The organism is Paraburkholderia flagellata (assembly GCF_021390645.1).
GTDB classification, from domain to species: Bacteria; Pseudomonadota; Gammaproteobacteria; order Burkholderiales; family Burkholderiaceae; genus Paraburkholderia; species Paraburkholderia flagellata.
Genome location: NZ_JAJEJT010000001.1, coordinates 1488683 through 1509768, shown reverse-complemented (window position 1 = coordinate 1509768; position 21086 = coordinate 1488683). Strand labels below are relative to the sequence as shown.

Below are 21086 nucleotides of genomic sequence, written 5' to 3'. Positions count from 1 at the left end.
CCGTTTTGCATCGGCGCAAAACACAACTGATTTCACATCACACGTTACTGCGGACGCACACATGGCCAATGAAGCGCTCGGCAACGGGGCACTGCGCATCGCCATCATCGGCAGCGGCTTTTCCGGCATCGGCATGGCGATCCGTCTGCGCCGCATGGGCGTGGAGTCGTTCACGATCTATGAGGCAGCCGCGAGCCTCGGCGGCACGTGGCGCGACAACGCCTATCCGGGTGCCGCTTGCGATATTCCTTCGCACCTCTACTCGTTTTCGTTCGAGATGAATCCGTCGTGGACACGCACCTTTGCGCCGCAACACGAGATTCTCGACTACCTGCGCCATTGCGCGCACAAGTACGACGTCGAGCGCTTCATCGAATACCGTTCGCGCGTACGCGCGGCGCGCTTCGTGAAGGCGCGCGGCTTCTGGCAAGTGGAGGTCGAGCGCGACGGCGCGATCAAGACGATCGAAGCGGATATCGTGATCGCCGCGAACGGTCCGCTCTCGCGCCCGGCACTGCCACAAATCGCGGGCATCGAGCGCTTCGAAGGCAAGCTCTTCCACTCGGCGCGCTGGGACCACGACTATGCGCTCGAAGGCAAGCGCATCGCAGTGATCGGCACTGGGGCAAGCGCGATCCAGTTCGTGCCGCATATCCAGCCGCGCGCCGCGCAGATCACGGTGTTTCAGCGCACTCCGCCGTGGATCATGCCGCGGCGTGATCGCGCCATCAGCGAACGCTGGCGCTGGATTTATCGGCACATGCCCTTCGCGCAACGCGTGGCGCGCGCCGGGATTTACTGGCAGCACGAATCGCGCGCGCTTGGCTTCGCGGTGGAGCCGCGCCTGCTCAAGACGCCGACGAAGTTCGCGCTGAGCTATCTCGCGCATAAGGTGAAAGACCCCGAACTGCGCGCGCGGCTCACGCCCGACTATCTGCTGGGCTGCAAGCGCGTGCTGCTCTCGAGCGACTACTACCCTGCCCTCGCGCAGCCGAACGCGGAACTGGTGACCGACGCGATCCGCGAGGTCGTGCCCGACGGAATCGTCACCGCCGACGGCACGCATCGGCCTTACGACGCGATCGTCTGCGGCACGGGCTTTCAGGTCAACGACGTGGACGCGCCTTTCCAGGTTACCGGCGCGAGCGGTCAGGACCTCGGCGAAATGTGGCGGCGCAACGGCCCCGAGGCGTACCTCGGCGCGAGCATCGCGGGTTTCCCGAATCTCTTCTTCATGGTCGGGCCGAACACGGCGCTCGGGCACAACTCGATGATCTACATGATCGAGTCGCACATCGCCTATATCGCCGCCTGCATCCGAGCGCTGCAGCGCTCGGGCGCGCGTACGATGGAGGTGCGCGCCGAGGCGCAGCAAAGCTGGAACGCGCGCGTGCAAGCGCGTTTCGCGCGCACCGTGTGGCAGTCGGGCTGCCGCAGCTACTACCTCACGCAGGCGGGCAAGAACACCGCGCTGTGGCCTGGCTTCACGTTCATGTTCCGCCGCAGAACGCGCCGCGTGCGCACCGCCGACTACGCGTTCGAGCGTTAGACGCGCTGCGGATGCCCCGCATACACGCGCGTCTCGTACGCGAAGTTCACCGTACCGTCCTTTTGCGTCGCCTCGAACAGCGCGCGCAGCGCCGCGAGCATCGGCTCGTGGCGCTCATCGCCCGCGCGCGGCGCGTACGACGACGACATCAGCCGTCCGCGCAGGCCGTCGTAGTCGAGCAATTGCGCATTCGGGAACACGGTCTGATGCTCGAAGCCATCGCCGAACCAGTCGGCCATCGCGGCCGGGTCGGGATAGGTTTCGGCCACGCGCGCGTAGTCGGGGCAAAAACGCTGCAGCAGCGCCTCGTAGCCCTCCAGAAACGCCGAACCTTCGAGCAGGCGGCTGTTCCAGAACAGCACGATCTTGCCGCGCGGTTTCAGGATGCGCGCGAATTCGCGCTGCGTATCGGTCTTGTGGAACCAGTGGAACGCCTGCGCGGCGCTCACGAGGTCCACGCTCGCGGTGTCGAGCGTCGTCGCCTCCGCCGTGCCCGCCACACTGCGATAGCCTTTGTAGCCGCCTAGCAGTTCGTCCGCCGCGGCGCGCATGGCCCCGTTCGGCTCGACGGCCGTGACGGGGTGGCCCGCGTCGAGAAAATGCTTCGTGGAGAGGCCCGTACCCGCACCGATGTCGGCCACGAGCGCGCCCGGCGCAATGCCGCACTCCACGTGCACGAAGGTCGCCACTTCGCGCGGATAGGTCGGCCGGAATTTCACGTAGTCTGCGACCCGGTCCGTGAAACGCCGGGTGGAATCGTCGATCATCGTTCTGCCCTTTTGTCGTTCAACCGCCGCCGCCCAGGAGCTTCACCAGTTCCCAGAGGAAGCGCAACACCATCACGATCAGCTCCCAGAGCTGGATCAGTTGCTGCCAGAGCGCGAGCGGCGCGCTCCCGCCGAAAATCGCTTCTATCATCTTGCTCCCATCGTGACGCCCCTTTGCTCCTCATTTCCGGCTTTCGGAGCGCCCGAGTTCCCGATCATAGCGCCAGGCGCCACCCCTGCGCTCAAGTCTCCGTATTACGCGCCGTAAACAAGTTCAGAAAGCCCGGCGATCGGACCTGCTGACGACCGGGCACGCAGCTTTTTCGCAGTTTTCATTGCGCACCGGGCAAGGAGACACCCGATGACACCTTTGCGTTTGCTGGGCCTGCGCGGTCGCCGCCGCGCGGGAAAATCCGCCGGCGTCGTCGGCGACATTGCCGCGTACGCCGGCAGGCTCGGTATCGAGATCTGCGATGTGGCGGGCCACGTCGACGAAGTCGCCGCGCGCGTGCAGCGTCAGACCGACGTGTGCCATGCCCTGCGCGAGTCGGCGGCCCATACCCTCGCCGGCAACCATCAGATCGCCACGGCAGCGCGCGCCATGCGCGAGCTGAGCACGGGCACCGCCGCCACCGTGCGGCAGTCGCAGCAGACCATCGAGGAATCGCTCGCCGACATTCACGGGCTGGTTGAGAGCGTCACCGTCATCGAGACGCAGATCCGGGCGCTCAAGAGCGCGCTCGCGCACGTTTCGAAGGTCTCCGAGGAGATCTCCCTGATCGCGCGGCAGACCCAGCTTCTTGCGCTGAACGCGGCCATCGAAGCGGCGCGCGCGGGCGAGTCCGGCAAGAGCTTCGCCGTGGTCGCGGCCGAGGTGAAGAACCTCTCCGCCAAAACCGCGCAGGCCACTGGCCAGATCGAGCAAACGCTCGGACAGCTCACGCAGCAGACTGAGCAGCTCATCGCCGAGGGCACCGCCAACACCGAACGCGCGCACCGCGTGCGCGAAGGCACGCATACCATCGGCGAAGCCGTGCACAGCACCGGCCAGGCGATCATGCAGCTCGACGAGCACGCCGGTCAGATCGCTCAACTCACGGGCGAGATCGAGACGAAATGCGACGGACTCGAAAGCCAGGTGGGCGAGATGGTCGCGGGCGTCGAAGATTCGGGGCGCAACTTCGTGCAGGCGAAGGATCAGCTCGGCAAGCTGCTCGAGGTCTCGGAAACGCTCATCGAGCTTACCGCCGCCACGGGCGTGGAAACCGACGACACGCGTTTCATCGAGACCGTACAGCGCGCCGCCGCCCACGTCAGCAAGCTGTTCGAGGGCGCGCTCGCGCGTGGCGAGATTGGCGAAGCGGATCTGTTCGACAGCGTCTACGCGCCGGTGCCGAACACGAACCCGCAGCAGCATATGACTCGCTTCACGGCGTTCACCGACCGTGTGCTGCCCGCGATCCTCGAACCACTGCTCACGTTCGACGAACGCGTCGCCTTCTGCGTAGCGATCGATCCACGCGGCTACATTCCGACGCACAATCGCAAGTTCTCACATCCGCAAGGCGCCGACCCGGTGTGGAATGCCGCGAACTGCCGCAATCACCGCATCTTCAACGACCGTGCGGGGCGCGCCGCCGGCTCGCACACCAAGCCTTTCCTGCTGCAAACGTACCGCCGCGACATGGGCGGCGGCACGTTCGTGATGATGAAGGACGCTTCCGCGCCGATCTTCGTGAACGGCAGGCACTGGGGCGGGTTTCGCATGGGATACCGGCTGTAGCGATAGAACGCCCAAAAGCAAACGGCGCGCGGACATTGCTGTCCGCGCGCCGTTATTGCATGCGCCTGAAAGCGCGTTGTCGATCAAACCGCCATCGCCATACGTTTGCGCTCCGCGCGTTGCATGAAATAGTTGCCGGCGATCACACCCACTGTCACGACCGCGATGAACAGCGTTGCGAGCGCGTTCATCTCCGGGTTCAGGCCGAGGCGCACGCGCGAGAACACCACGAGCGGTAACGTGGTCGAGCCCGGGCCAGAAAGGAAGGCCGAGAGCACCAGATCGTCGATCGAGAGCGTGAACGAGAGCAGCCAGCCGGCCGCGAGCGCTTGCGAGATGAGCGGCAGCGTGATCTGGAAGAACACCTTGAACGGTGTCGCGCCCAGATCCAGCGCAGCCTCTTCAAGCGACGGGTTCAACTCGCGCACGCGCGACTGCACGATGATGGCGACGTACGAAATGCACAGCATGACGTGGCCGATCCAGATCGTGAACACGCCGCGCCCCGCGGGCCAGCCGATCAGCTTGCCCATTTCCACGAAGAGCAGCAGCAGCGAAATGCCCTGGATCACTTCCGGAATCACGAGCGGCGCGTTGATCATGCCCGAGAAGAGCGTGAAGCCGCGGAAGCGCCCCATGCGCGCGAGCACGAAGCCCGCCCACGTGCCGATGAACACCGAGGCGAACGCCGTCATCAGCGCGATGCGCAGCGAGAGCCACGCGGCGGTGATCAACTCGTCGTCGGTGATGAGCGCCTGATACCAGCGCGTGGAAAAGCGCGTCCACACCGTCACGAGTTGCGACTCGTTGAACGAATAGACGATCAGGCTCAGGATCGGGATATAGAGAAACGCGAAGCCCAGGCCGAGCGCGATGAACATCAGAACGCGATTCGGTTTCATTTGCCGCGGCCCTCCAGTTCCTTCGCCTGGTAGTGCTGGAACAGCGCCATCGGCACGAGCAGCAGGAGCACCATCGCGCAGGTGACGGCGGAGGCCATCGGCCAGTCGGCGTTGTCGAAGAACTCGTTCCACATGACGCGACCGATCATCAGCGTGTTTGCACCGCCGAGCAGCTCAGGAATCACGTACTCGCCCACCGCCGGAATGAACACCAGCAGGCAGCCCGCGATTACGCCGTTCTTCGAGAGCGGCAGCGTGATCTCCACGAACGCGCGCCACGGCTTGGCGCCGAGGTCGTAGGCGGCTTCGAGCAGCGTGAGGTCCATCTTCACGAGGTGCGCGTAGAGCGGCATCACGAGAAACGGCAGATACGAATACACCATGCCGATATAGACGGCCGTGTTCGTGTGATAGAGCTCGAGGGGCGAATGAATGATGCCGATCGACATCAGGAAATTGTTTAGCAGTCCGTTGTTCTTGAGGATGCCGATCCAGGCGTACACGCGGATCAGGAACGACGTCCAGAACGGCAGCATCACGGCCATCATGAGGATGTTGCGCGAGGCCGGATTCGAGCGCGCGATGTAATACGCCATCGGATAGCCGATGATGAGGCACAGCAGCGTCGAAATCGCCGCCACGACAACCGAATTCACGTAGGTCGCGAAGTACAGGGTGTCCTGGAACAGGAACGCGTAGTGCGAGAAGTCGAGCGCGATGTGCCAGACACCTTCCGCGTACGACGCGAGTTCCGTGTACGGCGGAATGCCGAGCTGCTGGTCGGCGAAGCTGATCTTCACCACCAGGACGAACGGCACGAGGAAGAACAGCAGCAGCCAGATGAACGGGCCCGCCACGACTGCCGTGCGGCCCGTCAGGTTAAAGCGCTTGGCCGGCCAGTTCAGGATGTTACGGAAAGTCGTCGTGCTCATGACGTCAGCACCACACCGGCCGAAGCGCTCCAGCGCACGTAGACTTCGTCTTCCCACGTGGGCGAGTCGATCTCGGAGAGCGCGAGGCTCGACATGTTCGCCACCACGGTTTTGCCCGAGTCGAGCTTGACGTGATAGAGCGAGTAGCCGCCCATGTACGCGATGTTCTTCACGACGCCCTTGCCCCAGTTGAACACGCCTTCGGGCGGCTTGCGCGTGAGCGCGATGCGCTCGGGGCGCACGGAGATCGTCACGGGCATGCCGAGCGGCCCGGTGATGCCGTGGTTCACATACAGGCGCACCGGCAGTTCCGGGCACTCGACGAACACGTGATCGGGCTCGTCCTCGACCACATTGCCGTCGAAGAGATTGGTCGAACCGATGAACTCCGCCGAGAAGCGGCTGTTCGGGAATTCGTAGACCTGGTTCGGCGTGCCGAGCTGGATGATCTCGCCTTCGCTCATCACCGCGAGGCGCGCCGCCATCGTCATCGCCTCTTCCTGGTCGTGCGTGACCATGATGCAGGTGACGCCGACCTTATCGAGAATGTTGACGAGTTCGATTTGCGTGCGCTGGCGAATCTGCTTGTCGAGTGCCGACATCGGCTCGTCGAGCAGGAGCAGCTTGGGACGCTTCACGAGCGAGCGCGCGAGCGCCACGCGCTGCTGCTGGCCGCCCGAAAGCTGATGCGGCTTGCGCCTGGCGAAGCGCGTCATCTGCACGAGTTCGAGCGCGTTGGCCACGCGATCCTTGAGCTCGCCTTTCTTCACGCCTTCCTGGCGCAGCCCGAAGCCCACGTTCGACTCCACCGTCATGTGCGGAAAGAGCGCGTACGACTGGAACATCATGTTGACCGGCCGGCGGTACGGCGGCATGGAGGCCAGGTCCTCGCCGTCGATCAGGATCTTGCCCGACGTCACGGTTTCGAGACCCGCGAGCATGCGCAGCAAGGTGGACTTGCCGCAGCCCGAGCTGCCAAGCAGCGCAAAGAGCTCCCCCTTCTTCACTGACAGGTTGACGCCCTTGACTGCCGTCGTCTCGCCGAACTTCTTGACGACATCGACGATCTGCACGAAGTTGTCCGCGGCCGAATCTGCCGCGGTGAAGCCCGAAGGCAGCGAGCCGGCAGTTGCCGGCGCGCTCGACTGGTCACTCATGATTCTCTCTGCCCTGCCTGTTTCTGCGTGAATTCTGGACGGGGTTGACGAACAAAGCCCCCGGCATCATGCCGAGGGCTCTGGGTAAAACGGGATCGAAATTCAACCGTGGCTGCGACCGCGTCAGCGGCCCGATTTGAACTCGGTCCACAGACGCGTCTGCAGACGCTGGATCTCAGGCGGAAGCGGCTTGAGCAGGAACAGCGTCTTCAGGACTTCGGGCGACGGGTAGACGGCCGGGTCGTTGGCGATGTCCTTGTCCACGTACTTGCGCGCTTCCGCGTTCGCGCTCGGGTAGTAGACCGCGTTCGTGATCGCTGCGTGGACCTGCGGCGTCTCGATGTAGTTGATCCACTCGAGCGCGGCTTCCTTGTGCTGCGCGTCCTTCGGGATGGTCATCACGTCGAACCAGATCGGCGCGCCGCCCTTCGGAATGTAGTACTCGATCTTGTACGGCTTCTTCGCGTCGATGGCGCGGTGTTTGGCGATCACGACGTCGCCCGACCAGCCGTACGCAAAGCAGATATCGCCGCCCACGAGGTCGTTGATGTAGCCCGACGAGTTGAACTGCGTGATGTACGGGCGGATCTTCTTCATCATCGCGAGCGCGGCGCGATAGTCGTCCGGGTTCGTCGAGAGCGGATCCTTGCCGATGTAGTGCAGCGCGGCCGCGAACATCTGGTCCGGCGCGTCGAGCACGGACACGCCGCAGGCCTTCAGCTTCGAGATGTTCTCGGGCTTGAAGAGAATATCCCAGTTGTCGAGCGGCACATTCTTGCCGAGGACCTGCTGGACCTTCGTGACGTTATAGGCGAGACCGGTCGTGCCGTACGCCCAGGGCACCGCATATTTGTTGCCCGGATCGGCGCCTGCGACGAGCGCCATCAGTTGCGGATCGAGATACTTGAGGTTGGGGATCTTCGACTTGTCGAGCGGCGCGAAAATGCCGGCGGCGATCTGCTTGCCCGCATAGTTGCTGGTCGGCACGACGATGTCGTAGCCCGAATTGCCCGCGAGCAGCTTGGCCTGGAGCGTGTCGTCGCTGTCGTAGTTGTCGTACTTGACCTGAATGCCGGTCTGCTTCGTGAAGTTCGGAATCGTGTCCTTGGCGATGTAATCGGACCAGTTGTACACGTTCAACTGCGTGTCCTTCGCCACCGACGTCATCCACGGCGCCGCGCACAGTGCGAGCGCGGCTAGTTGCGCCACAACCCCTTTCTTCATCCCGTTCTCCGATCCTGACCGGCTCCGGCCGGCTGCCTGCCTCGCTTCGCGCCGCGCTTCGTGCCACTCGTGCACGGCTCCCCTGACTTTCCCAAAACCTACCATCAAACCCGCCCGGCAAGAAATAAAACGCGGGCGTGTCGCGCAAACGGAACATGGGCCATGGGAGTATGGCAAGCCGCGCGCGGACGGTAAATCGCGCGCAATTTTAGCCGTTTCACGGGCCGTGTCTACAAAAAACCGCTTCGGTGGCGCATGCGCGCGACGGCCCGCTCCCGGCGGGCCGCGCCACCTTGCTATCGCCTTGCAGTGGCTTTGCCGATGCATCGCGCATCGCGCGCCGTCGCGGCACGTCCAAGGTTGCGGGCGGCCGCCTCGTCCGGTATCGGTTAACATAGCGGCGTTTCGTACCCAAGCCGGCGCGCGCGACGCCCGGCTACGCTCCAAGGCTCTTCAATGGCATCCAATCTCCACGACCTCCCCGACAGCCCGTGCATCGGCGTATGCTCGACCCTTTTCGACGACGTCTGCAAAGGTTGCGGGCGCACCGCCGTGGAAGTCTCCAACTGGGTCTTCCTGAGCGACGAGGAAAAGCGCGCCGTGTGGGAGCGCATCGAGCGCGAAGGCACGGCCATGCGCTTCCAGAAAGACCGCGCCTGAAGAAAAAACGCCGGGCAAGCCGGCGTTCGAAAAGCAGTCGAGGGGCGATCGATCAGAACTTCATGCCGACGCCGAGGCCCACCACGAGCGGATCGATATGCAGCGTGCCGATCGACGTACCGCCCATTGACGCGTCGGTGTGCATCCAGATCTTCTTGATATCCGCGTTCACGAAAATCTTCTTCGTTACCTGGAAGTCGATGCCGAACTGCAGCGCCGGCCCCCAACTGTGGTTGTCGATCGAAACCGACTGGCCGCCTGCGTGCAGACCGTTGTTGTAGAACAGCGTGTAGTTGATACCCGCCCCCACGTACGGCCGCACCTTACCCGCGTTGTTGAAGTGATACTGCAGCAGCAGCGTAGGCGGCAGCACGCCCACGCCGCCGAGTGCACCGATGTTCGACGTCACCTGGTTGCGCGACGTGCCGAGAATCAGCTCCACGCCGATGTTGTTGGTCGCCATGTAGGTGAAGTCGACCTCGGGCACGATGGCGTTGTTCACGTCCGCGCCAATCGCACCGAGCGTACCGCTCCCGCGCGCGTCCGGCGCGATTTCGATGGCGCGCAGGCGCACCAGCCAGTCTCCCGCGTAGATGCCCGAGTCGGGCGAGCCGGTTGCGCTGGCCGGTGCTGCGAAGAGCGCCGCGCCCATCATGAGCGCAGCGGTTGCTGCAATATTTTTAATTGCCTTTTGCATCGTAAATCCCCGTGTCTGTCATATCGCCTGTCATAGGCTGATAAATTGTCAGAGACGGGGTCCGACGCAGTTTTGATACTTCTCAAGCGAGTGCGAACGCCGCCCGCTGTGCGACAGCAGGTCGCGCAACACCGGTCAGCAGCAACTCCAGCAGGTCGCGGACACTGCGGATCGCGCTGCCGAACGGCAACGCTTCACGGCCGCGGAAGAACAAGCCGTTCGCGACGTCGCCGCGCAACGCTGCCGCGAGGCGCGTGTCGATGCAAAAATGACCGAACTTCTCGATGCCATCGCGCAGCCCACAGGCAGAAAGGCATTCGAGCCCGGTTGGGCAAGCAAACTTGAGCGAGCCGATCTTGGTGCGGATGCGCGACTCGTTGCGCAGATAACGTTCGAGCCACGGCGTTTTCACCGCGCGTGCAGGCAGGCCCGTCACGCTGACGAACTCAACGATGTCTTCAGGCTTTGCGTCGGCGAGCACGCGCTTGAAGTCGGGGTGCGCGTCGCCCTCCTCGGTCACCGCGAACGGCGTGCCGACCTGCACGCCGTTCGCGCCCGCCTCGAGCCATTTGCGCACGGCCTCGTGGCTGTTGACGCCGCCGGCCACGACGAGCGGCACGTCGCGCCGCGAAATGCCGAGCGTGCCATAGACGCCTTCGAGTTCCTCGAAAATCTGCGTGAATGCGAAGCGCTCGTTGCCCATGTCGGCGATGTCGGTCACGCCCAGGTGACCGCCCGCGTAAGCCGGATGCTCGATCACGATGGCGTCGGGCAGACGGCCCTTCTTCATCCACTTCTTGAGCACGAGCGCGACGCCGCGTGCGTCGGACAGGATCGGTACGAGCGCGATATCCACGCCCGCCGTGAGGTCGGGCAGATCGAGCGGCAGGCCCGCTCCCATGACGATGGCGTCGGCGCCGTGCTCACAGGCGGCGCGCACGTAGTCGGCATGGGCGTTCACCGCCTTCATGACGTTCACGGCGATCATGCCGTTGCCGCCTGCAAGCTTGCGTGCCGCCGCAATTTCGCGGCCAAGCGCGATGAGGTTCGCGCGAGCGAGCGTTTCGTGCCGCGGATCCGCGCGGCACATGTCCATGAGATCGCTGTGATGATGGCGCAGGTCGATGCTCGCGATCGTGCCGAGCGCGCCTTCACGCGCGACACTGCCAGCAAGCCGGTGTGCCGAGATGCCGACACCCATGCCGCCCTGCACGACGGGCAGGAGTTGACGACCGCGAATCTGGAGCGGAGCGAAGGAGTGTCCAGGAAACATGTTGTGCTCTGTCGATGACAAAGCGCCTATGGTCGCGCGTACCCCACATATGACATTGACATACATCAAACAAAAACGCGGACATCCGAAAGGAAGTCCGCGTTTATGACTTACATCAACACGTCGCATTAAAAGATTTGCGATAGCGCGCGACGAGATGCCTCATCAGCCCTTCGGCACCTTGAACTGCATCGACTTGTATTCGAGGTACTCCTCGAGGCCGTACGCGCCATTTTCGCGGCCGTGTCCCGACTGCTTGAAGCCGCCAAACGGCGCGGCCATGTTCCAGGCGCCGCCGTTGATGTCGATCTGGCCCGTACGGATGCGGCGCGCCACGCGCATCGCGCGCTCGTCGCTGCCGGCCCAGACCGCGCCGCCAAGGCCATAGAGCGAGTCGTTGGCGATCGCCACGGCGTCGTCTTCGTCCTTCGCCGTGAGGATCGTGAGCACCGGGCCGAAAATCTCTTCCTGCGCGATGGCCGCGTCGCGCGGCACGCGTCCGAACACGGTCGGCTTCACGAAGAAGCCCTGCGTCACGCCTTCCGGCATGCCTGGGCCGCCCGTCACAAGTTCGGCTCCGTCGGCCATGCCGCGCTCAATGTAGTGCAGCACGCGCTCCTGCTGCACCTTCGAGGCGAGCGGACCGAGCTTCGCTTTTTCGTCGCGCGGATCGCCCACCTTGAACGCATCTGCGGCCTGCTTCGCGAGGTCTCGCGCTTCTTCGTAGCGCGACTCCGGCACGATCATGCGCGTGTGCGCCGAACAGGTCTGCCCCGAGTTCAGGAAGCACGCGCCCACCGTGCCCTTCACGGCGGCCGCGAAGTCGGCGTCGTCGAGCACCACCGAGGCCGACTTGCCGCCCAGTTCCAACGCGACGCGCTTGACCGTGGCCGATGCGACTTCAGACACGCGCTTGCCCGCGCGCGTCGAGCCGGTGAACGACACCATGTCGACGTCCGGATGGCGCGCGAGCACCTCGCCGACCACCGGACCGTAGCCCGTGACGAGGTTGAACACGCCCGCGGGCAGGCCGGCTTCGTGGATGGCCTCGGCGAGCACGAAGGCATTGAGCGGCGCGATCTCGGAAGGCTTGAGCACGACGGTGCAGCCAGCGGCGAGCGCGGCGGCGACCTTGAGGGTGATCTGGTTGAGCGGATAGTTCCACGGCGTGATGGCCGCGACGACGCCCACCGGTTCGCGCACGACGAGCGAGTTGCCCACGCGCTCTTCGTACTGGAACTCGCTTGCGAGTTGCGCGTAAGCGCCCCAGTTGTAGACGGGCCCACCCACCTGGATGGCACGCGCGAGCTTGAGCGGCATGCCCACTTCGCCTGCGATCAGTTGCGCGAGTTCGTCAGTGCGGGCTTTGAGGTTGTCTGCGATTTTCTGGAGATACGCCCCGCGCTCGGCGGCAGGCGTGGCGGCCCAGCCGTCGAAAGCGGCGCGCGCGGCGCCGACGGCGGCTTCGGCGTCCGCTTCAATGCCTTCGGGGATACGGCCCATCACCTCTTCGGTGCCCGAGTCGATCACGTCGATCGTGCCCTTGCCTTGCGGGGCGACCCACTGGCCGTTGATGTAGAACTGCGCGTAGTTGTTCATGGGCGGTACTCCTGTCTCCGTGTTCGTTTGCGGTTTTCATCGCGGCGCTCGCCGCGGCGACAGTGCATTCTAGCGTGGTTGACGCATACGTAAAGCGAGCATGCAGCCAGCCCGATACGACGCCATAAAAACAAAACGGGCGACGCTCACGCGCCGCCCGTTTTCAATTCACGCCGCGATCAGCGGCCGAGCCTCAATGCAGCCCCTGGCTCGCAAGGAAGTCTTCGTAGTTGCCGCTGTAGTCCTTGATCACACCGTCCGTCTTCACCTCGATGATGCGGTTGGCGAGGCCATTCACGAACTCGCGGTCGTGCGAGACGAAAACAAGCGTGCCTTCGAACTTTTCGAGCGCGATCTGCAGCGACTCGATCGATTCCATGTCCATGTGGTTCGTGGGCTCGTCCATCAGCAGCACGTTGTGGCGGCCGAGCATCAGCTTGCCCCAGATCATGCGGCCCTTCTCGCCGCCCGACAGCACCTTCACCGACTTCCTGATGTCGTCGGCGTTGAACAGCAGGCGGCCGAGCGTGCCGCGGACCGACTGCTCGTCGTCGCCTTCCTGGCGGTATTGGTCGATCCAGTCCATCAGCGTGACGTCTGCCGGGAACTCTTCGTACGTGTCCTGCGGCATGTAGCCCACGTTCGCGTTCTCCGCCCACTTCACAGAGCCGTTATCGACGGCCAGGTTGCCGAGCAGCGAACGCAGCAGCGTGGTCTTGCCCGCGCCGTTCTCACCGATGATCGCGATGCGCTCGCCCGGTTGCACGCTGATGCTGAGCTTGTTGAAGATGCGGCGCTCGTACGTCTTCGTGATCTCTTCCGCGACCACGACGATGTTGTGCAGCTTCTTCTCGAACTCGAAACGGATGAACGGGTTCTGGCGCGAAGACGGCTTGAATTCCTCGATCTTGATCTTGTCGATCATCTTCAGACGGCTGGTCGCCTGGCGCGCCTTCGACTTGTTGGCCGAGAAGCGGCGCACGAAGTCCTGCAGGTCGGCCACGCGCTCCTTCGCCTTGGCGTTGGCGTTGGCCTGGCGCTCGCGCGCCTGCGCCGAAGCGAGCATGTAGTCGTCGTAGTTGCCGGGATAGACCTTCAACGTGCCGAAATCCATGTCCGCCATGTGCGTGCAGACCTGGTTCAGGAAATGTCGATCGTGGGAAATGATGATCATGGTCGAGTTGTACTCGTTCAGAACATCTTCCAGCCAACGGATCGAGTTGATGTCGAGGTTGTTGGTCGGTTCGTCGAGAAGGAGCACGTCCGGCTTCGAGAACAGCGCCTGCGCCAGCAGCACGCGCAGCTTCCAGCCCGGCGCCACGCCGCTCATCGTGCCGTTGTGGAATTCCGTGCCGATGCCGATGCCCAGCAGCAGTTCGCCCGCGCGCGCTTCGGCCGTGTAGCCGTCGTACTCGGCGAACTTCGCTTCGAGTTCGGCGGCGTGCATGTAGTCGTCGTCGGTGGCTTCGGGGTTCGCGTAGATCGCGTCGCGCTCGCTCATCGCGGCCCACATTTCCGTGTGGCCCATCATGACAACGTCGAGCACGCGCACGTCTTCGTACGCGAACTGGTCCTGGCGCAGTTTGCCGAGGCGCACGTTCGGCTCGAGGATGACGTTGCCCGAGCTCTGCTCGAGGTCGCCACCGAGGATCTTCATAAACGTGGACTTGCCGCAACCGTTCGCGCCGATCAGGCCATAGCGGTTGCCTTCGCCGAATTTGACCGAGATGTTCTCGAACAAGGGCTTCGGCCCGAATTGCATGGTGATGTTGGCGGTAGAGAGCACAGCGCGTCCCGGTAAGTAGATCGACGAAAAACCTGCAATTTTAGCAGGTTATGCCACTTCTCGCGCGAGTTCCAGCCGGGCGGACGGCCCTGCTGCGCGAAGCATGACACGGCGGGAAGTGCGGAATGTGAAGGCCGCCGTGCGCGCCGGTTACAACGGGGCCGCATCGCCTGCGGGGCCAACCGGTGCCCGATCAGTTCAGGCTTCGCTCGTGCGCGGCGTTTGCAACACGTCGATGAAGCCCGAAAAATCGGCCTGCGCGAGACCCATGGCTGCCCCCAGACGCAGCAATTGCTGGACCGTGCCCGAAACGGGCATGGGCGTACCAGTTTGCGCGGCCGCAGCGGCGATCGTGTCCACGTCTTTCTGGAACGTCTTGAGCGCGCCGATGGGTTCGAGCCCTTCTTGCGTCATGCGCGGCACGAACGTGCGCAGCAACGTCGAATCGGCCCAGCCACCCGCGAGCGCCTCGGGCAGCTTGTCCGCATCGATGCCGCTTCGCCGCGCAAGGCTCACCGCTTCGGCAATCGCGGCGACCGTGGCCGTGACGATTGCCTGATTGCACAGCTTGGTGGTCTGGCCCGCGCCCGCGCCGCCCATATGGGTCACGCGCGCCGCGTAGGCAGCGAGGATCGGCGTAACGGCGGCCACGTCGGCCTCTGCGCCGCCCGCCATGATCGCCAGCGTGCCGTTCTGCGCGCCCGCCACGCCGCCCGAGACCGGTGCGTCGACCCAACCCACGCCGAACGCCGCCGCGCGCGCGGCGAGCCTGCGCGTCGCGTCGGGAGGGATGCTCGAGTGATCGACGATGCAACGCACGCGCACGCTCTCGCCGGGCGCACCGACCAAAAGCCCGTGCTCGCCGAACACCACCTGCTCGACCGCCGCCGCATCGGCGACGCACAGCAACACCACATCGGTCTCGCGCGCCAGTTCGTTGGGTGTCGCGGCCATTTGCGCACCGTCGGCGATCAGCGCCTCGGCCTTCGCCGGCGTCCGGTTCCACACCCGCACTGCGTGCCCGGCGCGCAGCAAATGACGGATCATCGGCGCGCCCATCAGCCCCGGTCCGCAAAAACCCAATACCTGCTCATCCATGTTTTTCGTCTCCTGCTCGATCTGTTGCCAGCGTGGCCCGCCCGCTGCTGCCCGGCACGCTCGATGCCCGGTTTCACGCGAGGCGCCATCATAACCGGCGCTGGACGCGTTCATGTTTGCGCTGGCATGCCGGTCCGTTACCTATACTCGATTGACGCGCCCGCGCCGCGCGCGCTCCCGAGGAGACACTGTCATGAGCGACCACGTCTACAAGCAGATCGAACTTACCGGCTCGTCGAAGGTATCGAGCGACGAAGCCATCCGCTGCGCGATTGCACGAGCGTCGAAGACGCTGCGTTATCTGCACTGGTTCGAGGTCGTGGAAACGCGCGGGCTGATCGAGAACGATCAGATTTCGCACTGGCAGGTCACGATCAAGGTGGGCATCCGCATCGACGACTGATACTGCGCGGCTCCGCGCCGCGCTGGCGCATCGTCTTTCCGGATGGCCATCAAGGCAAAACGGCTGCGCGAGCCTCAGAGGCTACACGCAGCCGTTACGCGTACGCATGTCGCAATCGTACGAAGAATGCACCCGCGCTCGCGCCGTATCAGGTGGCGCGAGCGCCCGACTCATGCTTACTTCGGCAGCGAGCCGTCCACGCCTTCGACGTACCAGTTCAGGCGTTGCAGTTCCGGGTCGGTCAGCGTTTTGCCGGCCGCAATCTTGACTGCGCCCGTCTGATCCTTGATCGGGCCCGTGAAGACGTCCCACTTGCCGCTCGCGATCTGATCGCGCTTCGTGGCGACGGCCTTTTGCGCATCGGCCGAAAGCTCGGACGTGTTGACGTCGCCGAGATCGACGGCCTTTTGCGGAATGCCCCACCACACGGGGTCGTTCTTCCACTTGCCATCGAGCACCTGCTGGATGGCGGCGACGTAGTACACGCCCCAGTTCGCCTCGACCGAGCCCAGGTGCGCGTGCGGGCCGAACTTCTTCATATTCGAGTCCCAGCCGAACGCATGCACCTTCTTCTCTTCGGCCGTGGCGAGCGTGGCGCTCGAATCGGTGTTTTGCAGCAGCACGTCGGCGCCCTGGCCGATCAGCGTTTCAGCCGCCTGCTTCTCCTTGCCCGGATCGAACCAGCTGTTGATCCAGATGACCTTGGTGTGCACCTTCGGATTCACCGAGCGCGCGCCAAGCGTGTACGCGTTGATGTTGCGCACGACCTCGGGAATCGGCACCGAGGCGACGAAGCCGAGCGTATTGGTCTTCGTCGCGTAGCCTGCCGCAACGCCCGCGAGATATGCGCCCTGATACATGCGCACGTCGTAGGTGCCGAAGTTCGGCGCCTTCTTGTAGCCGGTTGCGTGGAGGAACACGGCGTCCGGGAAATCCTTCGCCACTTTGAGCTGGAAGTCCTGATAACCGAAGCTCGTGCCGAAGATGATCTTGTTGCCCTTGTTCGCGAGATCGCGGAACACGCGCTCCGAATCCGCCGATTCCGGCACGTTTTCCACGCGCGTGATCTTGATCTTGTTGCCGAACTTCTGCTCGGCGACCTTCGAGCCCTGATCGTGCGCGAAGGTCCAGCCGGCATCGCCCGGATTGCCGAGGTAGACGAACGCGACGCCCGGCGCGTCGGCGGCGTGGGCCGCGGGCGCGAGGGCCGCCGTGCCGCACGTGGCGGCGACGGCGAAAGCGGTCAGGATGGTTTTTTTCATCGTGGATCTCCTGTCGTGATTGTGAAAACTGCAAGCGTTCAAGGCGTTTTAGTTAGCAATCCAGATAAATGACTCAACCTGCGCGGCCCCAACTAAGCGGCCCCAAAGAACGGCTTGCCAAGCGAAGCCGGCGCGTTCAGGCGGATTGTGTTCGGATTGCGCGAAATGAGCACGAGCACGACGATCGTCGCGACATACGGCAGCATGGCGAGGAACTGCGTGGGCACCGGCACGCCCACGGCCTGCGCGTAAAACTGCGCGCCCGTGACCGCGCCAAAGAGCAGCGCACCGATCAGGAGACGCCCGGGACGCCACGTCGCGAACACCACGAGCGCCAGCGCAATCCAGCCGCGCCCTGCGGTGATTTGCTCCTGCCACAAATGCAGTTGCACCACGGAGTAATAGCTGCCTGCAAGCCCCGCCATGGCGCCACCGAAGGCCGTCGCGCCGTAGCGCACGCCAATCACGGGAAAGCCCACCGAATGCGCCACTTGCGGCGACTCGCCCACCGAGCGCAGCACGAGTCCGGCGCGCGTGCGATAGAGGAACCAGCCGACCACGGCGAACATGATGAACGCGAGGTAGTCGACGGGTGTGAGGCTAAAGAACGCCTGCCCGACCACCGGCAGTTGCGAGAGCCCCGGAATCGGCCACGCTGAAATGGTCGCCGACGTGGCGGCCGACGTGTACGGCTTGCCGACATACGCCGAAAGCCCGACGCCGAAGATCGTCAGCGAGAGGCCCGTTGCGACCTGGTTGGCGAGCATGGTGAGCACGAGAAAGCCGAACAGCAATGACATCACCACACCTGCGGCCATGCCCGCGATCAGCCCGAGCCACGGGTTGCCGGTGATGGTTGTGACCGCGTAGCCCGTCACGGCGCCCATCAGCATCATCCCTTCCACGCCGAGGTTGAGGACGCCCGACTTCTCAGTGACGAGTTCGCCCACGCCCGCAAACATGAGCGGGATGGCGGCGGTGACGGCGCTCGAGGCGAGCGAGCTGGCTTGCTGGATATCCATGTCGTGTGGCCTGTTTCGTTGTTCTCTGGATTGCGCTGATCAGCTCGCAGCCGCGACCGGATGACGGCGGCGCACGCGATAGTTCACGAAGAGGTCCGCGCCGAGCAGACAGAAAAGCAGCAGCCCCTGAAATACGCCGGAAAGCGCCTGCGGCAATTGCAGCGACGTCTGCACCGCTTCGCCGCCCAGATAGAGCAGCGCCATCAAGAGGCTCGCGAGCACGATGCCGACCGGATGCAGCCGCCCCACGAACACGACGATGATCGCCGTGAAGCCATAGCCCGGCGACCACGTCGCTTGCAACTGGCCAATGGGGCCGGCAATTTCGCCCATGCCAGCGAGCCCCGCGAGACCGCCGGAAAGCAGCAGCGACGTCCAGATCGTTTTTTTCTCCGAGAAGCCCGCATAACGCGCAGCGAGCGGCGCGAGGCCGCCCACGCTCATGCGGTAGCCCGCGAAGCTGCGGCGCATGAAGAGCCACACGAGCGGAATGGCTGCGAGCGTGAGGAAGATCGACGCGTTCAGGCGCGTGCCGCGCAGCCAGTGAATGCGCCAGTCACCGCCGAACGTCGGATAGAGCGCGTCGCCGCTGAACATTTCGGAGAGCGGAAAGTTCATGCCTTGCGGGTCGCGCCACGGACCACTCACGAGCCAGATCAGCAGTTGCGTGGCGACGTACGTGAGCATGAGGCTCGTGAGAATTTCGTTGGTGTTGAAGCGGCTCTTGAGCCACGCGGGAATCGCCGCCCACGCCATGCCGCCCAGCACGCCCGCGAACATCATCAGAAAGAGGATCCACCAGCCCGAGGATTGATCGAAGTAGATCGCCACGCCGCTCGCCGCGATGCCGCCCAGCACCATCTGTCCTTCCGCGCCGATGTTCCAGACGTTGGCGCGATAACCCGCCGCGAGACCGAGCGCGATCAGGCATAGCGGCGAGGCCTTGAGCAAGAGTTCGGACCAGCCGTTGACGCTCGAAAGCGGCTCGATAAAGAACGCGTGCATGGCCTGCAAGGGATCGCGGCCCACGAGGCCGAAGATCAGGAAGCCAATCGCGAGCGTGAGCAGCGCCGCAACGAGCGGCACGGCGATGCGCACCGTGCGCGACGGCGTCGTGCGGGCTTCGAGTCGGTACGGGAAGATCATGGTGATGGTGTGGTCGGTCTCGGGTGGTTTATGTGCGTGCGCGTGTCGTGATGTGCCGCATGTCAAGCGTTCGCCACGGTCTGCGCAGGCGGCTCGCCGTTCGGCCGGCCACCGCCATCTCCACGATCGGCGCGCTCGCCAAAGAGCCCCGCCATCCAGCGGCCAATTTCCTCGGCGTTCGTCTCGCCGGTCAAACGCGCGGGCGAAAGGCGTCCGCCCGCGAGTACGGCAATGCGGTCACAGATGTCGAAAAGCTCTTCCAGTTCTTCCGAGATCACGAGTATGGCCACACCGCGCGCCGAAAGGTCGAGCAACTGCTGGCGGATGAATGCCGCCGCGCCCACGTCCACGCCCCAGGTAGGCTGCGCGACCACGAGCACCTTTGGCGCCTGGAGAATCTCGCGGCCCACGATGTACTTCTGCAGATTGCCGCCCGAGAGGCTTTGCGCGAGTGCGTCAGGGCCGCCGCAACGCACATCGAACGCACCGATGCAGCGCTCGGCGAACCCGCGCATCGCGCCGGTCTTGAGCCAACCCGAGCGCACCATGCCTTCGCGGTGCGCCGTGAGCAAGGCGTTTTCCGCAAGCGACATCGCCGGCACCGCGCCCCGCCCAAGTCGCTCTTCCGGCACGAACGCGAAGCCGAGCTTTCGGCGCGCCCCGGCCGAAAGCCGTCCCGCAGGCTTGCCGCAAACCTTGACCGCGTCGACGCTCATGCCGTGGCGTCCCGCTTGCGCCTCGCCCGAGAGCGCCGCGAGCAATTCCGCCTGGCCGTTGCCAGAGACGCCCGCAATGCCGAGAATTTCGCCCGCATGCACGCTGAACGACACGTCGTTGAGCGATGTGCCGAACGGGTCGTCACTCGGCATGGACAGGTGCTTCGCTTCGAGCAGCACGTCGCCGGGCGCGTGCGCGCGCCGCGTGTAGTCGGGCAGTTCGCGCCCGACCATCAACCGCGCGAGCGACGCATGCGTTTCTTCGCGCGGAATCACGTGGCCCGTGACCTTGCCGCCGCGCAGGACGGTAGCCGTGTCGCAAAGCTCCTGAATTTCGTCGAGCTTGTGGCTGATATAGAGAATGCTGCAGCCTTCGGAAGCCAGCCGCCGCAGCGTGCCAAACAGCTTGCGTACCGCTTGCGGCGTGAGCACTGAAGTCGGCTCGTCCATGATCAGAAGGCGCGGGTCCTGCAGCAGGCAGCGCACGATCTCCACGCGCTGACGTTCGCCCACCGTGAGGCTATGTACGTAGCGCTGTGGATCGACATCGAGGCCGTATTGCGCTGACACCTCGCGAATCCGCTTGCCGAGCGCTTTCAGGTCGAACGGTTCGTCGAGCGACAGTGCGATGTTCTCGCCAACGGTAAGCGTTTCGAACAACGAAAAATGCTGGAAGACCATGCCGATGCCGAGCTTGCGCGCCGCAGCCGGACTCGCGATTTCGACAGCCTGGCCTTCCCAGCGAATCTCGCCTGCATCCGGGCGCACCGCGCCGTAGACGATCTTCATGAGCGTGCTCTTGCCCGCGCCGTTCTCGCCGAGCAAAGCGTGGATTTCGCCGGGCGCGACCGAGAGCGTGACGTCGTCGTTCGCGCGCACCGCCGGGTACTGCTTGGTGATGCCGGCAAGCGCGAGGCGCGGCACACCGCTGCCGTCTTGCGCAAGCGTTGCCTGACGTGAAGAAGAATCACCCATGAAGGTTCCGCCGTTGTACGTTATTGCTGTCCGAAAACCGTTTGACGCTTGCCGTCGCGTAGAGGCGCTGTGCGCCGCCGTGCGGGGGTGACGATACCTGTTACCCCTCTGAAGGTCGAGCCGCCAAAATTCGCT

19 protein-coding genes are annotated in these 21086 nt (G+C 64.3%); 4 read left to right on the top strand and 15 right to left on the bottom strand.

Translation table 11 applies throughout. The annotated features are described in order from the left end of the window. The first annotated feature begins 61 nt into the window (after positions 1-61). A complete protein-coding gene (locus L0U83_RS06605; RefSeq protein WP_233881476.1) occupies positions 62-1549 on the top strand; it encodes a flavin-containing monooxygenase in 1488 nt (495 codons plus the stop codon). Here L0U83_RS06605 and L0U83_RS06600 read toward each other — a convergent pair. After that, positions 1546-2316, bottom strand: a complete 771-nt coding sequence (locus L0U83_RS06600) for a class I SAM-dependent methyltransferase (RefSeq protein WP_233881475.1) — start codon at positions 2314-2316, stop codon at positions 1546-1548. The genes L0U83_RS06605 and L0U83_RS06600 overlap by 4 nt on opposite strands. Positions 2317-2335: 19 nt before the next feature. Then, positions 2336-2467: a hypothetical protein gene (locus L0U83_RS40505; protein WP_256094777.1), complete on the bottom strand. Its 132-nt coding sequence runs from the start codon at positions 2465-2467 to the stop codon at positions 2336-2338. A gap of 210 nt (positions 2468-2677) precedes the next feature. Here L0U83_RS40505 and L0U83_RS06595 point away from each other — a divergent pair, with 210 nt between their 5' ends. Then, positions 2678-4099 carry a methyl-accepting chemotaxis protein gene (locus L0U83_RS06595; protein WP_233881474.1) on the top strand — a complete coding sequence of 474 codons (1422 nt, stop codon included), beginning with the start codon at positions 2678-2680 and terminating at the stop codon, positions 4097-4099. An 83-nt stretch (positions 4100-4182) separates the two neighbouring features. Here the strand turns inward: L0U83_RS06595 and L0U83_RS06590 are convergent, their stop codons facing one another. The 4 genes from L0U83_RS06590 to L0U83_RS06575 form a co-directional block, all read right to left on the bottom strand. Further along, positions 4183-5001, bottom strand: coding sequence for an ABC transporter permease subunit (locus tag L0U83_RS06590; protein ID WP_158757721.1), 819 nt, complete (start codon positions 4999-5001; stop codon positions 4183-4185). Continuing rightward, the gene (locus tag L0U83_RS06585) at positions 4998-5933 is read right to left on the bottom strand and encodes an ABC transporter permease subunit (protein ID WP_233881473.1); all 936 of its coding nucleotides are present in this window, start codon (positions 5931-5933) and stop codon (positions 4998-5000) included. Before L0U83_RS06585 ends, L0U83_RS06590 begins: the two co-directional genes overlap by 4 nt. Beyond that, complete coding sequence (locus tag L0U83_RS06580) at positions 5930-7090, bottom strand: ABC transporter ATP-binding protein (RefSeq protein ID WP_267939207.1); 1161 nt, start codon at positions 7088-7090, stop codon at positions 5930-5932. Before L0U83_RS06580 ends, L0U83_RS06585 begins: the two co-directional genes overlap by 4 nt. A gap of 123 nt (positions 7091-7213) precedes the next feature. Continuing rightward, entirely contained in the window at positions 7214-8314 is a 1101-nt protein-coding gene (locus L0U83_RS06575; RefSeq protein ID WP_233881472.1) for a polyamine ABC transporter substrate-binding protein, read from the bottom strand. A 456-nt stretch (positions 8315-8770) separates the two neighbouring features. Between L0U83_RS06575 and L0U83_RS06570 the strand changes: the two genes are divergently transcribed. After that, on the top strand, positions 8771-8974 hold the full coding sequence (locus tag L0U83_RS06570) for a DUF1289 domain-containing protein (RefSeq protein WP_028204006.1): 204 nt from the start codon (positions 8771-8773) through the stop codon (positions 8972-8974). A gap of 52 nt (positions 8975-9026) precedes the next feature. Here the strand turns inward: L0U83_RS06570 and L0U83_RS06565 are convergent, their stop codons facing one another. The 5 genes from L0U83_RS06565 to L0U83_RS06545 all read right to left on the bottom strand — a co-directional run bounded on the left by L0U83_RS06565 (position 9027) and on the right by L0U83_RS06545 (position 15427). Beyond that, on the bottom strand, positions 9027-9671 hold the full coding sequence (locus tag L0U83_RS06565) for an OmpW/AlkL family protein (RefSeq protein ID WP_373321010.1): 645 nt from the start codon (positions 9669-9671) through the stop codon (positions 9027-9029). 82 nt (positions 9672-9753) lie between these two features. Next, on the bottom strand, positions 9754-10944 hold the full coding sequence (locus tag L0U83_RS06560) for an NAD(P)H-dependent flavin oxidoreductase (RefSeq protein ID WP_233881471.1): 1191 nt from the start codon (positions 10942-10944) through the stop codon (positions 9754-9756). Positions 10945-11109: 165 nt separating this feature from the next. After that, complete coding sequence (locus L0U83_RS06555) at positions 11110-12543, bottom strand: aldehyde dehydrogenase family protein (protein WP_233881470.1); 1434 nt, start codon at positions 12541-12543, stop codon at positions 11110-11112. A 193-nt stretch (positions 12544-12736) separates the two neighbouring features. Next, a complete protein-coding gene (locus tag L0U83_RS06550) occupies positions 12737-14329 on the bottom strand; it encodes an ABC-F family ATPase (protein ID WP_233881469.1) in 1593 nt (530 codons plus the stop codon). A gap of 198 nt (positions 14330-14527) precedes the next feature. Further along, positions 14528-15427, bottom strand: coding sequence for an NAD(P)-dependent oxidoreductase (locus L0U83_RS06545; RefSeq protein ID WP_233881468.1), 900 nt, complete (start codon positions 15425-15427; stop codon positions 14528-14530). A 193-nt stretch (positions 15428-15620) separates the two neighbouring features. Between L0U83_RS06545 and L0U83_RS06540 the strand changes: the two genes are divergently transcribed. Continuing rightward, positions 15621-15830 (top strand): dodecin, encoded by a 210-nt coding sequence (locus L0U83_RS06540; protein ID WP_233881467.1) that lies wholly within the window; start codon positions 15621-15623, stop codon positions 15828-15830. Positions 15831-16006: 176 nt separating this feature from the next. Here the strand turns inward: L0U83_RS06540 and L0U83_RS06535 are convergent, their stop codons facing one another. The 4 genes from L0U83_RS06535 to L0U83_RS06520 all read right to left on the bottom strand — a co-directional run bounded on the left by L0U83_RS06535 (position 16007) and on the right by L0U83_RS06520 (position 20951). Continuing rightward, a complete protein-coding gene (locus L0U83_RS06535; RefSeq protein WP_233881466.1) occupies positions 16007-17092 on the bottom strand; it encodes a BMP family ABC transporter substrate-binding protein in 1086 nt (361 codons plus the stop codon). Between the two features lie 92 nt (positions 17093-17184). Next, positions 17185-18114: an ABC transporter permease gene (locus tag L0U83_RS06530; RefSeq protein WP_233881465.1), complete on the bottom strand. Its 930-nt coding sequence runs from the start codon at positions 18112-18114 to the stop codon at positions 17185-17187. Positions 18115-18153: 39 nt separating this feature from the next. After that, complete coding sequence (locus L0U83_RS06525) at positions 18154-19260, bottom strand: ABC transporter permease (protein WP_233881464.1); 1107 nt, start codon at positions 19258-19260, stop codon at positions 18154-18156. 62 nt (positions 19261-19322) lie between these two features. Beyond that, positions 19323-20951, bottom strand: a complete 1629-nt coding sequence (locus L0U83_RS06520; protein ID WP_233881463.1) for an ABC transporter ATP-binding protein — start codon at positions 20949-20951, stop codon at positions 19323-19325. Positions 20952-21086 lie beyond the last annotated feature (135 nt).

Excerpts from the sequence above, each read along its gene's own strand:
- L0U83_RS06530 (WP_233881465.1), bottom strand. The coding sequence starts at position 18,114 with ATGGATATCCAGCAAGCCAGCTCGCTCGCCTCGAGCGCCGTCACCGCC.
- L0U83_RS40505 (WP_256094777.1), bottom strand. The coding sequence starts at position 2,467 with ATGATAGAAGCGATTTTCGGCGGGAGCGCGCCGCTCGCGCTCTGGCAG.
- L0U83_RS06565 (WP_373321010.1), bottom strand. The coding sequence starts at position 9,671 with ATGCAAAAGGCAATTAAAAATATTGCAGCAACCGCTGCGCTCATGATG.
- L0U83_RS06535 (WP_233881466.1), bottom strand. The coding sequence starts at position 17,092 with ATGAAAAAAACCATCCTGACCGCTTTCGCCGTCGCCGCCACGTGCGGC.
- L0U83_RS06605 (WP_233881476.1), top strand. The coding sequence starts at position 62 with ATGGCCAATGAAGCGCTCGGCAACGGGGCACTGCGCATCGCCATCATC.
- L0U83_RS06575 (WP_233881472.1), bottom strand. The coding sequence starts at position 8,314 with ATGAAGAAAGGGGTTGTGGCGCAACTAGCCGCGCTCGCACTGTGCGCG.
- L0U83_RS06540 (WP_233881467.1), top strand. The coding sequence starts at position 15,621 with ATGAGCGACCACGTCTACAAGCAGATCGAACTTACCGGCTCGTCGAAG.
- L0U83_RS06590 (WP_158757721.1), bottom strand. The coding sequence starts at position 5,001 with ATGAAACCGAATCGCGTTCTGATGTTCATCGCGCTCGGCCTGGGCTTC.
- L0U83_RS06525 (WP_233881464.1), bottom strand. The coding sequence starts at position 19,260 with ATGATCTTCCCGTACCGACTCGAAGCCCGCACGACGCCGTCGCGCACG.
- L0U83_RS06580 (WP_267939207.1), bottom strand. The coding sequence starts at position 7,090 with ATGAGTGACCAGTCGAGCGCGCCGGCAACTGCCGGCTCGCTGCCTTCG.
- L0U83_RS06560 (WP_233881471.1), bottom strand. The coding sequence starts at position 10,944 with ATGTTTCCTGGACACTCCTTCGCTCCGCTCCAGATTCGCGGTCGTCAA.
- L0U83_RS06595 (WP_233881474.1), top strand. The coding sequence starts at position 2,678 with ATGACACCTTTGCGTTTGCTGGGCCTGCGCGGTCGCCGCCGCGCGGGA.
- L0U83_RS06570 (WP_028204006.1), top strand. The coding sequence starts at position 8,771 with ATGGCATCCAATCTCCACGACCTCCCCGACAGCCCGTGCATCGGCGTA.
- L0U83_RS06545 (WP_233881468.1), bottom strand. The coding sequence starts at position 15,427 with ATGGATGAGCAGGTATTGGGTTTTTGCGGACCGGGGCTGATGGGCGCG.
- L0U83_RS06600 (WP_233881475.1), bottom strand. The coding sequence starts at position 2,316 with ATGATCGACGATTCCACCCGGCGTTTCACGGACCGGGTCGCAGACTAC.
- L0U83_RS06585 (WP_233881473.1), bottom strand. The coding sequence starts at position 5,933 with ATGAGCACGACGACTTTCCGTAACATCCTGAACTGGCCGGCCAAGCGC.
- L0U83_RS06555 (WP_233881470.1), bottom strand. The coding sequence starts at position 12,543 with ATGAACAACTACGCGCAGTTCTACATCAACGGCCAGTGGGTCGCCCCG.
- L0U83_RS06520 (WP_233881463.1), bottom strand. The coding sequence starts at position 20,951 with ATGGGTGATTCTTCTTCACGTCAGGCAACGCTTGCGCAAGACGGCAGC.